The 16,697-nt window shown below is 38.1% G+C and carries 19 protein-coding genes and 1 other annotated feature; of the genes, 2 read left to right on the top strand and 17 right to left on the bottom strand.

The window, feature by feature from the left end; translation table 11 throughout:
- Nucleotides 1–4: 4 nt before the first annotated feature.
- From hisI to NHG49_RS31430, 17 genes are all read right to left on the bottom strand, one after another.
- Nucleotides 5–310, bottom strand: a complete 306-nt coding sequence (gene hisI / locus NHG49_RS07205; protein WP_016088718.1) for a phosphoribosyl-AMP cyclohydrolase — start codon at nucleotides 308–310, stop codon at nucleotides 5–7.
- Entirely contained in the window at nucleotides 307–1,065 is a 759-nt protein-coding gene (gene hisF / locus NHG49_RS07200; protein ID WP_154131477.1) for an imidazoleglycerol phosphate synthase cyclase subunit, read from the bottom strand. Before hisF ends, hisI begins: the two co-directional genes overlap by 4 nt.
- The gene (gene hisA / locus NHG49_RS07195; protein ID WP_088048381.1) at nucleotides 1,059–1,778 is read right to left on the bottom strand and encodes a 1-(5-phosphoribosyl)-5-[(5-phosphoribosylamino)methylideneamino]imidazole-4-carboxamide isomerase; all 720 of its coding nucleotides are present in this window, start codon (nucleotides 1,776–1,778) and stop codon (nucleotides 1,059–1,061) included. The genes hisF and hisA overlap by 7 nt, the downstream gene beginning before the upstream one ends.
- Nucleotides 1,751–2,380, bottom strand: a complete 630-nt coding sequence (hisH, locus tag NHG49_RS07190; protein ID WP_000560364.1) for an imidazole glycerol phosphate synthase subunit HisH — start codon at nucleotides 2,378–2,380, stop codon at nucleotides 1,751–1,753. Before hisH ends, hisA begins: the two co-directional genes overlap by 28 nt.
- Entirely contained in the window at nucleotides 2,381–2,965 is a 585-nt protein-coding gene (gene hisB, locus NHG49_RS07185; RefSeq protein WP_001206365.1) for an imidazoleglycerol-phosphate dehydratase HisB, read from the bottom strand.
- Nucleotides 2,965–4,254 carry a histidinol dehydrogenase gene (gene hisD / locus NHG49_RS07180; RefSeq protein WP_088048380.1) on the bottom strand — a complete coding sequence of 430 codons (1,290 nt, stop codon included), beginning with the start codon at nucleotides 4,252–4,254 and terminating at the stop codon, nucleotides 2,965–2,967. The genes hisB and hisD overlap by 1 nt, the downstream gene beginning before the upstream one ends.
- Nucleotides 4,255–4,265: 11 nt before the next feature.
- Entirely contained in the window at nucleotides 4,266–4,901 is a 636-nt protein-coding gene (gene hisG, locus NHG49_RS07175; RefSeq protein WP_098103354.1) for an ATP phosphoribosyltransferase, read from the bottom strand.
- Nucleotides 4,877–6,139, bottom strand: a complete 1,263-nt coding sequence (gene hisZ, locus NHG49_RS07170; protein WP_064476670.1) for an ATP phosphoribosyltransferase regulatory subunit — start codon at nucleotides 6,137–6,139, stop codon at nucleotides 4,877–4,879. Before hisZ ends, hisG begins: the two co-directional genes overlap by 25 nt.
- A gap of 308 nt (nucleotides 6,140–6,447) precedes the next feature.
- The gene (leuD, locus tag NHG49_RS07165; RefSeq protein ID WP_064476671.1) at nucleotides 6,448–7,029 is read right to left on the bottom strand and encodes a 3-isopropylmalate dehydratase small subunit; all 582 of its coding nucleotides are present in this window, start codon (nucleotides 7,027–7,029) and stop codon (nucleotides 6,448–6,450) included.
- Nucleotides 7,007–8,401 carry a 3-isopropylmalate dehydratase large subunit gene (gene leuC / locus NHG49_RS07160; protein ID WP_258125637.1) on the bottom strand — a complete coding sequence of 465 codons (1,395 nt, stop codon included), beginning with the start codon at nucleotides 8,399–8,401 and terminating at the stop codon, nucleotides 7,007–7,009. The genes leuD and leuC overlap by 23 nt, the downstream gene beginning before the upstream one ends.
- Nucleotides 8,401–9,465 carry a 3-isopropylmalate dehydrogenase gene (gene leuB, locus NHG49_RS07155; protein ID WP_258125636.1) on the bottom strand — a complete coding sequence of 355 codons (1,065 nt, stop codon included), beginning with the start codon at nucleotides 9,463–9,465 and terminating at the stop codon, nucleotides 8,401–8,403. The genes leuC and leuB overlap by 1 nt, the downstream gene beginning before the upstream one ends.
- A 77-nt stretch (nucleotides 9,466–9,542) precedes the next feature.
- Nucleotides 9,543–11,063 carry a 2-isopropylmalate synthase gene (gene leuA, locus NHG49_RS07150; protein WP_064476674.1) on the bottom strand — a complete coding sequence of 507 codons (1,521 nt, stop codon included), beginning with the start codon at nucleotides 11,061–11,063 and terminating at the stop codon, nucleotides 9,543–9,545.
- Between the two features lies 1 nt (nucleotide 11,064).
- Nucleotides 11,065–12,081, bottom strand: a complete 1,017-nt coding sequence (ilvC, locus tag NHG49_RS07145; RefSeq protein ID WP_141669146.1) for a ketol-acid reductoisomerase — start codon at nucleotides 12,079–12,081, stop codon at nucleotides 11,065–11,067.
- Between the two features lie 20 nt (nucleotides 12,082–12,101).
- Nucleotides 12,102–12,611 (bottom strand): acetolactate synthase small subunit, encoded by a 510-nt coding sequence (gene ilvN / locus NHG49_RS07140; RefSeq protein ID WP_000822948.1) that lies wholly within the window; start codon nucleotides 12,609–12,611, stop codon nucleotides 12,102–12,104.
- A complete protein-coding gene (ilvB, locus tag NHG49_RS07135; RefSeq protein ID WP_064476676.1) occupies nucleotides 12,608–14,308 on the bottom strand; it encodes an acetolactate synthase large subunit in 1,701 nt (566 codons plus the stop codon). Before ilvB ends, ilvN begins: the two co-directional genes overlap by 4 nt.
- Before the next feature lie 73 nt (nucleotides 14,309–14,381).
- Nucleotides 14,382–14,609 (bottom strand) — a binding site (T-box leader).
- Between the two features lie 17 nt (nucleotides 14,610–14,626).
- The gene (gene ilvE, locus NHG49_RS07130) at nucleotides 14,627–15,523 is read right to left on the bottom strand and encodes a branched-chain-amino-acid transaminase (protein WP_064476677.1); all 897 of its coding nucleotides are present in this window, start codon (nucleotides 15,521–15,523) and stop codon (nucleotides 14,627–14,629) included.
- Between the two features lie 141 nt (nucleotides 15,524–15,664).
- The gene (locus tag NHG49_RS31430; RefSeq protein ID WP_048561401.1) at nucleotides 15,665–15,871 is read right to left on the bottom strand and encodes a hypothetical protein; all 207 of its coding nucleotides are present in this window, start codon (nucleotides 15,869–15,871) and stop codon (nucleotides 15,665–15,667) included.
- A gap of 68 nt (nucleotides 15,872–15,939) precedes the next feature.
- On the opposite strand from NHG49_RS31430, the gene NHG49_RS07125 reads away from it, so the two are divergent.
- Both NHG49_RS07125 and NHG49_RS07120 read left to right on the top strand, forming a co-directional pair.
- Nucleotides 15,940–16,179: a DUF3911 family protein gene (locus tag NHG49_RS07125; protein ID WP_000752504.1), complete on the top strand. Its 240-nt coding sequence runs from the start codon at nucleotides 15,940–15,942 to the stop codon at nucleotides 16,177–16,179.
- A 126-nt stretch (nucleotides 16,180–16,305) separates the two neighbouring features.
- Nucleotides 16,306–16,545 (top strand): YkuS family protein, encoded by a 240-nt coding sequence (locus tag NHG49_RS07120; protein WP_000101010.1) that lies wholly within the window; start codon nucleotides 16,306–16,308, stop codon nucleotides 16,543–16,545.
- Nucleotides 16,546–16,697 lie beyond the last annotated feature (152 nt).

Genomic DNA, 16,697 nt, shown 5'->3' with positions numbered 1-16,697 from the left:
CCCCCTATATAATTTTGTAGTGAAAACATGTTTTCTCTCCTGTATGACAAGCAGGTCCCACTTGCTTTACGACAACAACAATTGAATCTTGATCACAATCTAAATAAAGAGATTGCACATATTGGACATTTCCTGATGTTTCTCCTTTATTCCATAACGATTGTCTTGAACGAGAATAAAACCATGTTCTTTTCGTTTCTAGCGTTTTTTCATATGCTTCTTCATTCATATAAGCTAGCATTAAAACTTCTTTTGTCCCTTCTTCAATTACAACTGCTGGTAATAATCCTTTTGAAAAGTTAGGTTTCATAACCGCACCTCAACATTTGCATTTCTTAATTTTCTCTTTACGTCCTGCACTGTCGCCTCACCATAATGAAAGATGGATGCCGCAAGTGCTGCATCAACTGTTGTCTTTTGAAAAACTTCTATAATGTGATCAACATGACCACATCCGCCTGACGCGATGACTGGTACGGAAACGCTTTTTGAAATTTCTTCTGTTAAACGAAGATCATACCCGTTTTTCGTTCCATCTGCATCCATACTCGTTAACAAAATTTCGCCTGCCCCTAGCTCGGCAACGCGTTTTGCCCATCCGATTGCATCCATACCCGTATCAACTCTTCCGCCGTTCACATAAACATTCCACTTTTCTTCTGCTACTTTTCTAGCATCAATTGCTACGACAATACATTGTGAGCCAAAGTGTTCTGCCCCTTCTTCGATTAGCTTTGGATTTCCCACTGCCGCTGAGTTGATTGAAACTTTATCCGCTCCAGCTCTTAGTAAATTGTACATATCTTTAACACTTGAAATCCCCCCGCCAACTGTAAGAGGAATAAATACTTTCGAAGCTGTTTTTTCTACAACATCTATAATTGTTTTTCGTCCTTCATGCGTTGCCGTAATATCTAATAATACAATTTCATCTGCTCCCGCCTCATTATATAAAGCGGCTATTTCAACAGGATCACCGACGTCTTGTAACCCTATAAAATTTACACCCTTTACGACTCGGCCCTCTTTCACATCTAGACATGGAATAATGCGTTTCGCTAACATAACTTTGTTACCTCTAGCACTTCTTCTAAATCAATCGTTTTCTCATAAAGAGCCTTACCAATTATGACGCCGTATATATTCATATCATTTAATTTTTTCACATCTTGAATAGATGCCACTCCTCCAGAAGCAATAAGACGAATGCTCACGCTTTTTTGTAGTAACTCCAATTGCTCTAAATTCGGCCCTGCAAGTGTCCCGTCTTTCGAAATGTCTGTAAACACAATCGTTTGAACACCTACATTCTCCATTTGCTTCGCTAAATAAATGTAAGAAATTTCAGACACATCAAGCCAGCCTCTCGTTGCTACGAAACCATTTTTCGCATCAATTCCAACAATGATTTTCTCTTTATATAGAAGAACTGCTTCTTCTAAAAATTCCTTATCATAAAGAGCAGCTGTTCCTAAAATCACTTTATCTACACCTACTGACAATAACTTCTCTACCGCTACAAGTGATCGAATTCCGCCTCCAACTTGCACAGGAATACGTATTGCCTTGCAAATTCTTTCAATAACGAGCAAATTTACTGACTCGCCAGCAATTGCACCATCTAAATCAACAATGTGCAACTTTTTCGCTCCCAATTTTTCGAATATAATCGCTTGCGCAACCGGATCTTCATTCATTACTGTTTCTTTACTAAACTCTCCTTGATAAAGTCTAACGCATCGCCCCTCTTTTAAATCGATAGCTGGGAAGATTTCCATGCCTCTACCACCCCTTTGAAATTTTTCAACATTTGCATTCCAATGTCACCGCTTTTTTCAGGATGAAACTGTGCGCCGTATATATTTCCTTTTGCTACAAAACCAGGTACTTTCACTCCATATTCACTTATCCCATACACAATTTCATTTGGACAATCTGCATAATAAGAGTGAACATAATATACGAAAGAACCGTCCTCTACTCCATTCCAAAGTGCTATTTCTCCCTCTTTCTTTAACTCATTCCATCCCATATGTGGAATTTTATAAGGAACCTTTAACTTTCGAATAACACCTGGCAATAAACTTAATCCGTTACAGTCTTGTAGTTCCTCACTTTTTTCAAATAAAAGCTGCATCCCTAGGCAAATGCCCAGAAGCGGTTTTCCTGAACTCCCGACTTCTTTTAATACACGCACTAAATTTTTTTCTTCCAATACATCCATCGCTTTCGGAAATGCACCTACTCCTGGTAAGATTACTCCATCACTTCTAAAAATCTTTTCTTTATCACCCGTTACGATGTACTCTGCTCCAATATATTGTAATGCTTGTTCCACACTGCGAATATTTCCCATTCCATAATCTATAATAGCAATCAATTACAACATCCCTTTCGTGGAATTTACACCAGTAATGCTGGCATTTCTTTCGACTGCTTCTCTAAGCGCTCTACCAAACGCTTTAAATAACGCTTCAACTTTGTGATGTGTATTGCTTCCGTATAAAATGCGAGCGTGTAATGTAATATTGGCAGCATGAGCAACTGCTCTAAAAAATTCTTCTGTTAGTTCTGTATCAAAATCCCCTAGCTTCGGATTCGTTAATTCTCCTTGAAACACAATATATGAGCGCCCGCTAATATCAATTGCGACAAAACCTAAAGATTCATCCATCGGTACATATGCGGAGCCATAACGGTTAATCCCCTCTTTATTTTGCAATGCTTCTTTCAAACAATTTCCGAGTACAATTCCAACATCTTCAACTGTATGATGCGCATCAACGAATACATCGCCTTCCGCCTCCACTTGTAAACCGAATCTTCCATGCCTTGCAAATAAAGTTAGCATATGATCAAAAAATCCAACTCCCGTTTGTACAGAAACGTTCTTGCCTTCATCAAGCTGTAAACTTAATTTTATTTTTGTTTCTGTCGTCTCACGTATTTGACTGCACTCACGCATTATTCTTCCTCCTCAAATCTTATTTGAATTGCTCTCGCATGCGCATGTAACCCTTCTTTATTGGCAAGTTCTACAATATGATGTTGTACATCTCTTAACGCTTCCTCCGTATAAGACAGAAAGCTTGATTTTTTCACGAAATCATCGACTGATAACGGTGAGAAAAACCTTGCCGTTCCACTTGTCGGTAACACGTGATTCGGTCCTGCTAAATAATCACCGAGCGGTTCCGGTGCATATGAACCAAGAAAGATAGATCCTGCATGTTTCACATAAGCTAGAGCATTCATCGGTTCTTTTATATGTAACTCTAAATGTTCTGGAGCGATTTCATTCGATAATTGTAGCGCCTCATCTAAAGAAGGAACGATAAAGATAGCTCCATTTCTATTTATCGATTCACGTGCAATTTCGCTTCTTGGTAATGTTTCTAACTGTCTTTCTATCTCTCTTTCTACTTCTTTTGCTAACTCTATATTCGTTGTAATACAAATTGCTGTTGCTCTCTCGTCATGTTCTGCTTGCGATAATAAATCAGCAGCGATATATTTTGCATTACCGGTTTCATCAGCAATAACTACAATTTCTGACGGTCCAGCAATCATATCGATATTTACTATTCCGTATACTTCTCGTTTCGCCAGAGCGACGTACAAATTTCCTGGTCCAACTATTTTATCCACTTTTGGAATCGATTCCGTCCCATATGCTAAAGCAGCAATTGCTTGCGCACCACCTATCGTATAAATTTCATCTACTCCTGCAAGGCTTGCAGCAACTAAAATATGTGGATCAATTCCCCCTTGCCTTGGTGGTGTTACCATTACAATTTTTTTCACACCTGCGAGTTTTGCTGGCAATACATTCATTAATACTGATGAAGGGTACGAAGCCGTTCCGCCCGGTACATATACCCCTACATTTTCTAAAGGCCGAATGATTTGTCCTCTAATGATACCTTTACTCGCGCAATCGAATATAGATTGCCTTTTTTGCTTTTCGTGATACGAAATAATGTTTTTCTTCGCCTCTTGTAACGCTTCTAAAAATGAATGTTCTACAAACATACCCGCTTGTTTTATTTCTTCTTCACTTACACGAAACGCTTTAGTCTCCACACCATCAAACTTTTTTGTATAAAAAGATAGAGCCTCATCCGTACTCTTCCTTACATTTCGAACGATTTCACTTACACTTCTTTGAACAGTTTCTTCTATTATATTAGCGTTTTCTCGTAGCAATTTTATTTTCGATAACGCCTTTTGAAAATCTTCACAAACTATCTCCATTACAAGTCCCCCTATTTTCCTGACAAAATTTCTTGCTCCATCATATTTACAATACTGAATATTTCGTCTTTTTTAGTTTTTAATGTAGCCTTATTTACAATCATTCGAGCAGATATAGAACACATTTCCTCAAATACAATGAGCCCATTTTCTTGTAATGTTTTTCCTGTTTCCACAATATCAACAATTGCATCTGCCAATCCAAGAATAGGAGCAATTTCTACAGAACCTTCTATTTTGATAATTTCTACATCCTCCCCTTTATCATGAAAATAGTTAGAAGTAATATGTGGATATTTCGTCGCAATGCGTTTCTTTCGGTAGCTCTTCGGATTATACGTAGGAATAGAAGCAACACAAAACTTACACACACCCACTCCTAAATCCAACATTTCGTAAATATCTTTCTCATTTTCCATTAAAATATCTTTTCCAACGACCCCAATATCAGCTACTCCATGTTCTACATAAGTAGCAACATCTACTGCTTTCACTAAAATAAATGAGATATCTGTATTTTTACTTTGAAAGACAAGCTTTCGTCCTTTATTTTTGAGCTCCGAACAATCAATCCCAATCTGCTCAAAGAGCGGAATCACATGTTTTTCTAATCTTCCTTTCGTTAACGCAATTTGAATGTTACGCATGAAGTTTCTCCTTCTTTCTGGACTACCCATTTCTCTTTCCATACATATTCCACTAATGATTCGTTCTTTGCCTCAACGACCGTTACTATTTGATTTTTTCTTGCAAATTGAAAGGTGTCGTTTACATTAGAGAATAAGGATAGCTCTACTTTTTTTCCGTTCTTTTGAAGCAAATTTCGTAATCTTTCCGCTTCTGCTAATCTATTTAACTCATAATGAATAATAATATCTATTCCTTTTCGTTCATATGGTTCTTGTTGCTCTTGCAGCGCCTTCACAATTTGATTGACTTGCACCGCGAGTCCAACAGCCGGCAGCATCTCTCCAAAATTTCCAATTAACTCATCATATCTTCCGCCACTAACAATTTCTTCTCCAATTTCATATATATACCCTTTGAAAATAACTCCCGTATAGTAATCTAAATGTTGGATCATACCTAAATCAATTGATATGTAAGATCCATAGCCTAGTTTTTCAATTGCTTCATATATTTCTTTCACTCTTGCAATCGCCATTTTCATTTCATTACTTGAGGCGAGTTTTTCTGCTTCCTCAATCACTTCTAAATTCCCAAATAGCCTTGGTAATTTCTCAAGTAATCTTACTGTTTCATCACATTGATCTAATTTCTTTTCTCTAATAAAATTTGATAGAGCCGCATAATTTTTACTTTCAATGTATGTCCTAAGTACTCTCTCTTCTTCCTCATGAATGGAGAGTTTTTTTACAATACATTTATATAACTGCACTTGCCCAATCTCTATTGTAAAAGATTGCACCTTCACCTTTTGAAGTGATTGAATGACGCTTATGACGCATTCAATTTCAGCTCTTACGTTATCAATCCCTATAATTTCAATACCACTTTGTACAATTTCATTATATTTTCCAGTAAGGGACTCATTCGCCCGAAATACATTCCCGCCATACGTCAGTTTAAGCGGCGTATCCCACCTCTGCGTTCCCATCACTCTCGCTAAAGGAATTGTCATATCTGGACGTAACACGATAATCCGTCCTTTTTCATCAAAAAATTTATACATCTTTTCTTCATCTATCGGTCTATTTTGAAAAGCAAAAACATCATAAAATTCAATTGTAGGTGTCCTTATTTCCTCATAACCTCGCCCTAAAAAAGTACGTCTTAATTTTTGCTCCACTTCTTCAATTAACGTACATTCTTCGAATAAATAGTCTCTCGTTCCATTTGGGTTTGCCCGTTTCCATTTTGTCATCTAAATTCTCACACCTTTCCCTTTCTAATGTATGCCCATTTCATTCACCTAAACCGAAAACAAAAAGAGCCTTGTAGACAAAATACCTACAAGGCTCTTTAGTAGAGTGTAGGTACAACGGGAATAACCCTTGTGCCTACACGTTTTCACGCTAGGTTCAAGGGCTTTATGTATGATGATGTAGTTGTGTAAGCATTTTAATAGATTGCATGATATTCATAATACTTACTCCCTTTCTCCTCTGATTTTTACATAGTATATAATACTTAATTCTGAATGTAAATACATTTTGAACATTCCGTTATTTCTTAATATAAAGTTACTTTCCTTTCATACTCTACAATTTCTTGTTCATATTGCATCGTAATACTAATTTCGTCTAGACCATTTAATAATTTCTCTTTCCACATTTTCTCGATCGTAAAATGAAATCTGTGCGTACTCGTTGTAATTACCTCATTCTCTAAATCTACTTCTATTTGTTCTCTCGCATCCGTTTTGGCAAGTTGTTCTCGCATTTCTTTATCCATTACAATTGGTAACATACCATTTTTCATACAATTCATATAAAAAATATCTGCAAACCCGCCGGCGATAATAACGCGAAAACCATAATCAGCAAGCGCCCACGGAGCATGTTCTCTTGAAGAACCGCAACCAAAATTATCACCTGTAATTAATATACTTGCTCCTTTTCTATTTTGTGCATTAAGCGGAAAATTAGGGTTTTCATGGCGGTTATTATCATAACGCCATTCATCGAATAAATATTTTCCAAATCCCGTCCTTTCAATTCTCTTTAAGTATTGCTTCGGAATAATTTGATCTGTATCAATGTTATCATTCATCAGTACTGCAGCAGTACCTTTATGAATACGAAATGGCTCCATCATAACTCTCCTTTCTAGTATCAACAAAATGACCGTATAACGCAGCTGCTGCCGCCATTGCTGGGCTAACTAAATGTGTTCGTGCCCCTTTTCCTTGTCTTCCTTCAAAATTACGATTTGAAGTCGAAGCACAATGTTCTCCTTCAGGTACTTGATCTGGATTCATTCCAAGACACATTGAGCATCCAGGTTCTCTCCATTCAAATCCAGCTTCTTCAAATATGTGATGTAGCCCTTTTTGCATCGCAGCTTCCCTTACTCTTTTCGATCCAGGTACAACGAGCGCTCGCACACCTTCTTTTACCTTTCTCCCTTTCACAACAGATGCAGCAATTTCTAAATCAGAAAGCCTGGAATTTGTACAAGATCCAATGAAAACATGCTGAACAGGAATGTCATACGTGCTTTGTCCAGGGCTTAATCCCATATAAGAAAATGCTCTTTCGTCATTTGCATCCTGCTTTTCTGGCAATTTTTCATCAATACGAACACCCATACTCGGGTTGGTTCCCCACGTAACGTACGGTGCTAAATCCGTCACATCTATCGTAATATGTAAATCATAAATTGCATCTGAATCTGTATAAAGTTCAGACCATTTCTTCTCGAATGTTTCAAAGTCATTCGGTGCATATTTACGTCCTTTTACATAAGCAAATGTTTTTTCATCTGGTGCTATAATACCAGCCTTTGCTCCTCCTTCAATTGCCATATTACAAAGCGTCATTCTCTCTTCCATCTCCATAGCCTCAATCGTCTCTCCGTAAAATTCCATTACATATCCAGTTCCAACTGCTACACAGTACTTTGAAAGGAAATGCAAAATAATATCTTTTGCGTAAACACCTTTCTGTAATTTTCCTTTTAACTCAATACCCATCGCTTTCGGCTTTCGTTGCCATAACGTTTGCGTTGCCAATACATGCTCCACTTCACTCGTACCAATGCCAAATGCTAGCGCGCCAAACGCACCATGCGTTGCTGTATGACTATCACCACAAACAATTGTTTTTCCTGGTTGTGTAAGTCCAAGTTCTGGTCCGATAACATGAACAATCCCTTGCTCTTCATCCCCGATATCCGCTAACGGCACCTGAAATTGTTTACAATTTTCCCGGAGTGTATCTAGTTGCTGTTTCGCAATGCGATCGGTAATATTCCAAACATCTTTCGTTGGAATATTATGATCCATCGTTGCGAATGTTAAATCAGATCTGCGAACCGTTCGATTTGTAAGCCGCAAGCCTTCAAAGGCTTGCGGTGACGTTACTTCATGAACAAGATGAAGATCGATATATAATAAATCTAATCCATTTTCGTTTGTCGTAACTACGTGTCTTTCCCAAAGTTTATCTAGCAGCCTTTTTCCCATTATCTCCCTCTCCCTACTAACGCTTGCTCTTCCATCTCTTGTATAACTGCCTTCGTAAATGAAGTTGTCGTCTCATCTCCTCCGATATCTACTGTACATTTTCCTAATTTAAGAACTGCAGATATCGCAGATTCAATTGCATTCCCTTCTCTCGTTAATTCAAATGATTGCCCAAGCATCATTGCAACAGAGCGCATCATTGCAATTGGATTCGCCTTATTTTTTCCGGCAATATCCGGCGCTGATCCGTGAATAGGCTCGTATAATGAAGGTCCCTTTTCTGCATGACTTGCTGATGGAAGCATTCCTAATGATCCCGCTAATACTGAAGCTTCGTCACTCAAAATATCCCCAAATAAGTTTTCCGTTACAATTACATCAAACCGTCCTGGATTCCGAATTAACTCCATCGCAGCTGCATCTACTAAAATATGTTCTAGTTCAACGTCTGGATAACGAAGTGCTACTTCGTCCGTAACAGTTCTCCATAGTTTACTAGATTCTAAAACATTCGCCTTATCAATAGATGTTACTTTTTTCTTCCGCTTACTCGCTAATTGAAAGGCATAAGAAACGATCCGTTCAATTTCATGTCGATGATACGTAAGTGTATCTGTTGCTACTTCGTCCGTTCGTTCTTTCGGATAAGAAAAATAAATCCCACCTGTTAATTCACGAACGACAACGAAATCAATTTCATCAGCGTTTTTTAATGGCGATAAATGTGCCGTTGCGCTTTCTACCGTTACAGGGCGAACATTTGCAAATACTCCAAGCCCTTTTCTTAGAGCTAATAATCCTTTCTCCGGTCTTTCCTTCGCGCTATCCCACCTTGGTCCACCAACCGCTCCAAGTAAAACCGCATCACTTGCTAAACAAGCGGCAAGCGTTCGTTGCGGTAATGGTTGCCCATTTACATCGATAGCACTCCCGCCAAAATACTCATCTTGCAAATGAAAATGATGCCCATATAACCTCTCTACCATATGCAATACTTCCTTCGCACTTTCCATAACTTCTGGGCCAACACCATCACCAGCTAAACAAACGATACGTTTTTCCAATTTCAACACTCCTTTTAACTGAATTTTCAGAACTTTAATTTGATAGGTGAGGAAGGCTTCTCTCACCTATCAAACACTTATTTCACAAGCTGGATAAAAGATTTCAATTTCCCTGCTGCATGGACATATGCTCTCGCCGAAGCTTCCAATACGTCTTGTGCAACACCAAAACCTGATACTTGATGCGTTCCTTCTTTTAATTCAACATGAACATGAGCCAGTGCATCTTGACCTTGTGTAATAGATTGTATGCGATAATCCGCCAATTCACATTCTAATCCTAAAATTCTTTGGATTGCATTATAAATCGCCTCAATACTACCAGAACCAGTGGCTGCATCTTCGTATACATTTCCTTCTTCGTCTTTTAGCACAACTGTCGCGCATTGTGTACTATTTGATACAAAATGTACTTGTAGTTGCGTAATGTTATATTGCTGAGCCGCAAATGCTGATTCCCCAAGCATAAGTGCACGTAAATCTTCCTCAGTAATTTCCTTCTTACGATCAGCTAATTTTTTAAAGGCTTCAAACACCGCATCTCGTTCTTCCTTTGTAAATTCATAACCAAGCTCTTTCATTTTTTCTGTAAACGCGTGACGTCCAGAATGTTTTCCAAGTACGAATAGATTTTGAGATTCGCCTACTAGCTCTGGTTCAATAATCTCATACGTTGTCACTTCTTTTAATACACCATCTTGATGAATTCCTGATTCATGAGCAAATGCATTCGCTCCAACAATCGCTTTATTTTTCGGTACAACCATACCGGTTAATCTGCTTACTAATGTACTCGTCGCTTTAATCTCTTTTAGCGTCATAGAAGACTCCGCTTTATAGAGATCTTTTCTAATATGAAGAGCAACTGCGACTTCTTCTAACGCCGCATTCCCTGCTCTTTCTCCAATTCCATTAATTGTTCCTTCTACTTGCAACGCTCCGCCTTCAACCGCAGCTAATGAATTCGCTACTGCCATCCCAAGATCATCGTGACAATGACAAGAGAAAATTGCTTTTTCATATGAAGGAACGGATTCTTGTAAGTATTTAAAAAGAGAATAATATTCTTCTGGATTCGTATATCCAACTGTATCTGGAATATTAATTACATTCGCTCCTGCACGAATTGCAACTTCAACTGCTTCAACTAAAAAAGCTTTTGCTGTTCTTGTCGCATCTTCTGCTGAAAATTGTACTGTCGGAAATAATGATTTCCCGAGTGTCACCGAGCGGTGAATACTATCTAATACATCTTCTTTTGACATACAAAGTTTATATTTCATATGAATATCACTTGTAGCTAAAAATACGTGTAGACGAGGAGATACAGCACCTTTCACGGCTTCATATGCTCTTCGAATATCACTTTCTTTCGCTCTAGCTAAACTCATAACTGTAGCATTTTGAATGGTATTTGCGATGCGTTTTACCGATTGAAAATCCCCTTCGGAAGCTGCTGCAAAACCAGCTTCCATGACATTAATACCTAGTCTCTCTAATTGCCTTGCAATTTGCAATTTCTCTTGTTCATTTAAATTCACTCCTGGTGATTGTTCGCCATCACGTAGCGTCGTATCCATGAACAAAATCTGCTTCATATTATTTAACCCCTGCCTTTACTCGCGGCTGTACAAACGGCATCATTTCACGTAATTTACGTCCAACTACTTCGATTTCGTGTTCATTCTCTTTCTCATTTGTCGCATGGAAATTTGGTTTTCCTGCTTTATGCTCTGCAATCCAGCCTCTTGCAAATGTACCATCTTGAATTTCTGCTAGCACTGCACCCATCGCTTTCTTCGTATCTTCCGTAACAACGCGTGGGCCTGATACGAAGTCGCCCCACTGCGCTGTATCTGAAACTGAATATCTCATATTTTCAAGTCCGCCTTCATACATAAGGTCAACGATTAGTTTTAGTTCATGTAAACATTCAAAATATGCAAGTTCCGGTTGATAACCGGCATCAACTAACGTTTCAAATCCAGCTTTTACTAGTGCAGTTACTCCGCCGCAAAGCACAGCTTGCTCTCCAAATAAATCTGTTTCTGTTTCTTCTTTAAACGTCGTTTCTAATACACCGGCTCTCGTCGCTCCAATTCCATCAGCATAAGAAAGTGCCTTTTCAGTCGCAACTCCTGTTGCATCTTGGTATATTGCAAATAATGCAGGAACAGCTCCGCCTTCAGCAAATGTACGGCGCACAAGATGCCCTGGACCTTTTGGTGCTACTAGAAATACATCTACATTAGTTGGTGGTTTCACTTGATCAAAGTGCACATTAAATCCGTGAGCAAAAACGAGAGAATTTCCTGCCTTTAAATTTGGCGCAATTTCCGCTTCATATACTTCTGGCTGCAGTTCATCCGGTAGTAGAATCATTACTACATCAGCTTTTTCCGCTGCTTCTGCTACTGTATATACAGAAAATCCATCTTCTTTCGCTTTATCCCAAGAGTTCCCTTTTCTTAAACCTACTACTACATCAAATCCGTTATCACGTAAGTTTTGTGCATGTGCATGACCTTGCGAGCCATATCCAATGATTGCTACTCTCTTTTCTTTTAATACATTTACCGTTACATCTTTCTCATAATAAACTTTTGTCATTTTCATTTCCCCCTATATTTAAATGGTTATTGAATTAACATAACTTGCTTATCTTGTTTTTTCATACTACGCGTAAACGCTGTTACACCTGTTCTAGCAATTTCTTTCAAACCATACGGACGAAGTAATTCAATTAATGCTTCTACTTTCTCCTGCGTACCAGTTACTTGCACAACTATGGAATCCTTCCCAACATCTATTACAGCGGCTCGAAACGGTTCAATTAAACTATATAATTCTGCTCTTGCTACTGATGTTGCTACTTTAATAAGTGCAAGTTCTCTTGCGATCATCGCTTCTTCTGTAATATCTGATACTTTCAGAACATCAATTTGCTTATGAAGTTGTTTAATTAACTGTTCCACTTGCTGTTCATTTTCAACGTGTACAACAATCGTCATCCGCGATATGTCCGATGATTCCGTATGACCTACTGAAATACTTTCAATATTAAAATGTCTTCGTGTCATAACACCCGTAATTCGGTTTAACACACCACTTTGATTTCGAACTGTCGCTGTAACAATTCTCTTCACCTTTTTTCCACTCCCTCCATTTGGTGAACACCTTTCCCTGGCGCAACCATCGGCATTACCTTTTCTGATTGAAGTACACGGCAATCAATTACGACTGGTTCTTGTAATTCAATCGCCTGCTGTATTTGCTTCTTTGCAAGAAGTGGATCATCTATACGAACTCCTTTTATGCCATACGCATTCGCAAGAGCGACGAAATCTGGTTGACACGACAGTAAAGAGTGCGAGTATCTTTGATTATAAAATTCATCTTGCCATTGTCTTACCATTCCTAAAGCTTCATTATTTAAGATAAATACTTTAACAGGCAATGAGTGTTCTTTTAACACACTTAATTCTTGCAAGGTCATTTGAAATCCAGCGTCACCTACAATTGCAATAACTAATTCCTCACGCTTTGCAATTTGCGCACCAATTGCTGCTGGAAATCCGAAGCCCATCGTTCCTAATCCTCCTGAAGTTACCCATTTATCAGGAGTTTTGAGCGGATAATATTGGGCTGCCCACATTTGATGTTGCCCAACATCTGTTGTTACAATCGCTTCTCCTTTCGTAATTTCATATAACATATCAATTGCGTATTGAGGCTTAATACTTTCCGAATTCCTTTTATAAGATAGTGGATACTTTTCTTTTCTACTCTTTAATAAAGAGAGCCACTTATGATGATTTTCTTTCCTTCCTTCTGGTTGAAGTAATACTTCCAGCGCTCGCTTAGCACTTGCAACAATTGGAATCTCAGTCGGCACATTTTTTCCGATTTCGGCTGGATCAATATCGATATGCGCAACAGTCGCCTTTTTAGCAAAATAAGCTAAATTCCCAGTAAGACGATCATCAAATCTTGCACCTATATTAATAAGTAAGTCGCATTCATATAACGCCATATTGGCTGTGTAAGAACCGTGCATTCCTCCCATTCCTAGAAAAAGTTCATCATCTGGCGGAAACCCACCAAGACCAAGTAATGTATGCACAACAGGAATTTCATATTTACGAGCAAAACTTGTTAACTCTTTCGAAGCCTTCGCATGCAATACACCTGCTCCAGCTAAAATTAACGGCTTGTTTGCAGCCCTAATTGCTTGTAATAATTTGTTTATTTGGAGTAAATTCGGTTCATAATTAGGATTGTATCCTGGTAAATCCATTTGTACGTCATTACATCGTTCTCCTTGCTCTACTACCATATCTTTCGGAAGGTCAATAACGACTGGGCCTGGTCTTCCTGTTCTAGCAATATGAAATGCTTCTTTAATAATTCGAGGTAAATCTGAAGCCTTTCGCACTTGATAGTTATGTTTTGTCACTGGCATCGTAAGCCCCATAATATCCGCTTCTTGGAAAGCATCACTTCCAATTAATGTCGTTGCTACTTGCCCTGTAAATACAACAAGTGGTAATGAATCAATCATCGCATCTGCTAGGCCCGTAATAACATTTGTAGCACCTGGCCCACTCGTTGCAATGACAACCCCTGGATTGCCAGTAATTCTGGCATACCCTTCCGCGGCGTGAATAGCTCCTTGCTCATGCCTTGTTAAAATATGCGGAATTTCACAGTCATAGAGTGCATCATAAAGAGGTAAAACAGCACCACCAGGATAACCGAAAATTACTTCTACTCCTTCCTTTTCTAACGCTTCTAACAATAGCTGTGCACCAGTTGCCAGTTTCTCTTCCGTTTTTGAAGACATTGTTCTTATAAGCCCCCTTTTTGAAAACTTTTATCAATAAAAAAAATCCTACGTCCACACTCCAGCTATGTGCTGAAGGGACGAAAGATTTCGCGGTACCACCCTTCTTCGCAAGAATACTCTTGCCTCAGTGACCCATAAATGAGTCTAGCTAATAACGGAGCTACCGTCTAAGCCTAGACAAATGCTTCAGCTTAGCACTCAAGGGCGATGTTCGTCGACGTGAACCATCGGTTTTCAGCAACCACCGACTCTCTGTGAGGCTTCACAATCAACTACTCCTCCCTCTCAACGCTTTCTTATTGTTATAAAGAGTTGCTATCCAACTTTATTTTCTTCGTAAATCTTCTCTCCATCTTCTACAACTAACTTTCGGAATTCTTCTAATAAACGATTCGTATGTAGACCTGTTTGCCCTAAACCAATCGTTCTACCATCTACTGTCGTAACAGCAATTACTTCAGCAGCCGTTCCTGTTAAAAATACTTCATCAGCTACATATACATCATGTCTTGTAAATAACTCTTCTCTAACGTCATATCCAAGTTTTTCACCGATTTCTAATATAGCGTTTCGTGTAATGCCTTCTAACGCTCCAGCAGAACTTGGTGGTGTAATTAATTTATTTCCTTTTACAATAAACACGTTATCTCCCGATCCTTCAGCTACGTATCCTTGATCATTTAACATAAGTGCTTCTTGTACTCCAGCTAATTTCGCTTCAATACGAACTAAAATATTGTTTAAGTAATTTAAAGATTTTACTTGAGGCGACAAAACATCTGGACGGTTTCGGCGCGTTGCAACTGTTACAACCGGAATCCCCTTTTCATAATATTCTTGCGGGAATAAAGATAGTTGTTCTGCAATTACTACTACATTCGGTTTCTTACAAGAATCAGGATCTAATCCAAGATTTCCTGCTCCTCTCGATACAACAAGGCGAATGTATCCATTAGATAATTTATTTTGTCGAATCGTCTCAACAACAATATGCGTTACTTCATCTAAAGAATATGGAATTTCTAACATGATGGATTTTGCTGATTCATATAACCGGACAAGATGCTCTCTCAAACGGAAAACATTACCGCTATATACTCTAATTCCTTCAAATACTCCATCGCCATATAAATAACCATGATCATATACTGAAACTTTTGCCTCGTCTTTTGGAACAAATTCTCCATTTAAGAAAATCCATTGCTCGTTCACTGGAAAGCGCCTCCTATGTTCTATGAATTTTTTATTGTTTCCTAGTTTACTCTCCTTTCTAAATAAATCAAGTAAATTTTTAGAAAATTTTTAATTTTTAATCGTACATACATCTTTGATTATATTGATTTAACAGCATTGTTAACGTTTACAAAAAGTCAAAAAATTTTTTTCGTCAATTTCCCCTAAAAAAAATATTTGTTTAAAAGAAGGATTTTCATCAATTGATACGAATCTATTGTATTCAATAAACGGACGTCCGTTTTTATAAATTCGGGAATATATAACGACTTTTGCTGAAAAAGGGGGAAAATAATAAAAATAACGCTGTCTAAAAATAACATTCATATTTTTCGTTTCGTAATCATAATCCTATTTTTAAAAAACAATTTGTCAAAATGAAGGAGGAAATCAATATGGCGTGTGTACAAATTAAAGGAACGAGACAAGAGGTAGTAGAAATGCTTCAACTATTTGATCTAATGGATACGAAAGGTTTTTGTAAATTCGATAATTATGTAGAGGTAGAACCAAATAATAAAGAACATAATAATTTTATTGCTTCAATTGACATTCATTCAAATACTTCTTCTGCCCAAGATACTTTAAACGATCAATTCGTAAGTCAAATGCTTACTGGTGTATATAACGACTAAATAAAGTGATACTTTAATCAAGCTATCCGTAAATAGCAGGATAAATATATGCTTCCTACCGTCTTTGCATAAATATATACGATGTACTAGAGCATACTAGCAACTAGATGGTAGGAGGTGAGAATTATGGCTAGAATTGGCGTTGAAAACTCATTAACAGATGTTCAACAAGCTCTTCAGCAACAGGGACATGAAGTTGTTACCCTGGGCTCAGAACATGATGCACAAGGGTGCGATTGTTGTGTTGTAACTGGGCAAGATTCTAATATGATGGGTATTGCAGATGCATCAATTAAGGGATCGGTAATTGCAGCTCATGGTTTAACAACAGATGAAATTTGTCAGCAAGTTGAGAGCCGCACTTAAAAAAGAAAGAGGACTCCTTTTGAAAAGGAGTCCTCTTTTTTATATTCACCTAACGGGAAAGTAACATATACTGGATGAAAGCCCTACCTCTCTCTCATCATTACGGTTCCACTGACCGCTCCTTGATTCACTAGTATACATATAAAGCCTAC

Origin of the sequence: Bacillus sp. IBL03825 (assembly GCF_024712505.1) — a bacterium.
Classification (GTDB): Bacteria; Bacillota; Bacilli; order Bacillales; family Bacillaceae_G; genus Bacillus_A; species Bacillus_A wiedmannii.
Note: the sequence above shows the minus strand (reverse complement) of the source record. Positions and strands in the feature narration are given on the sequence as shown.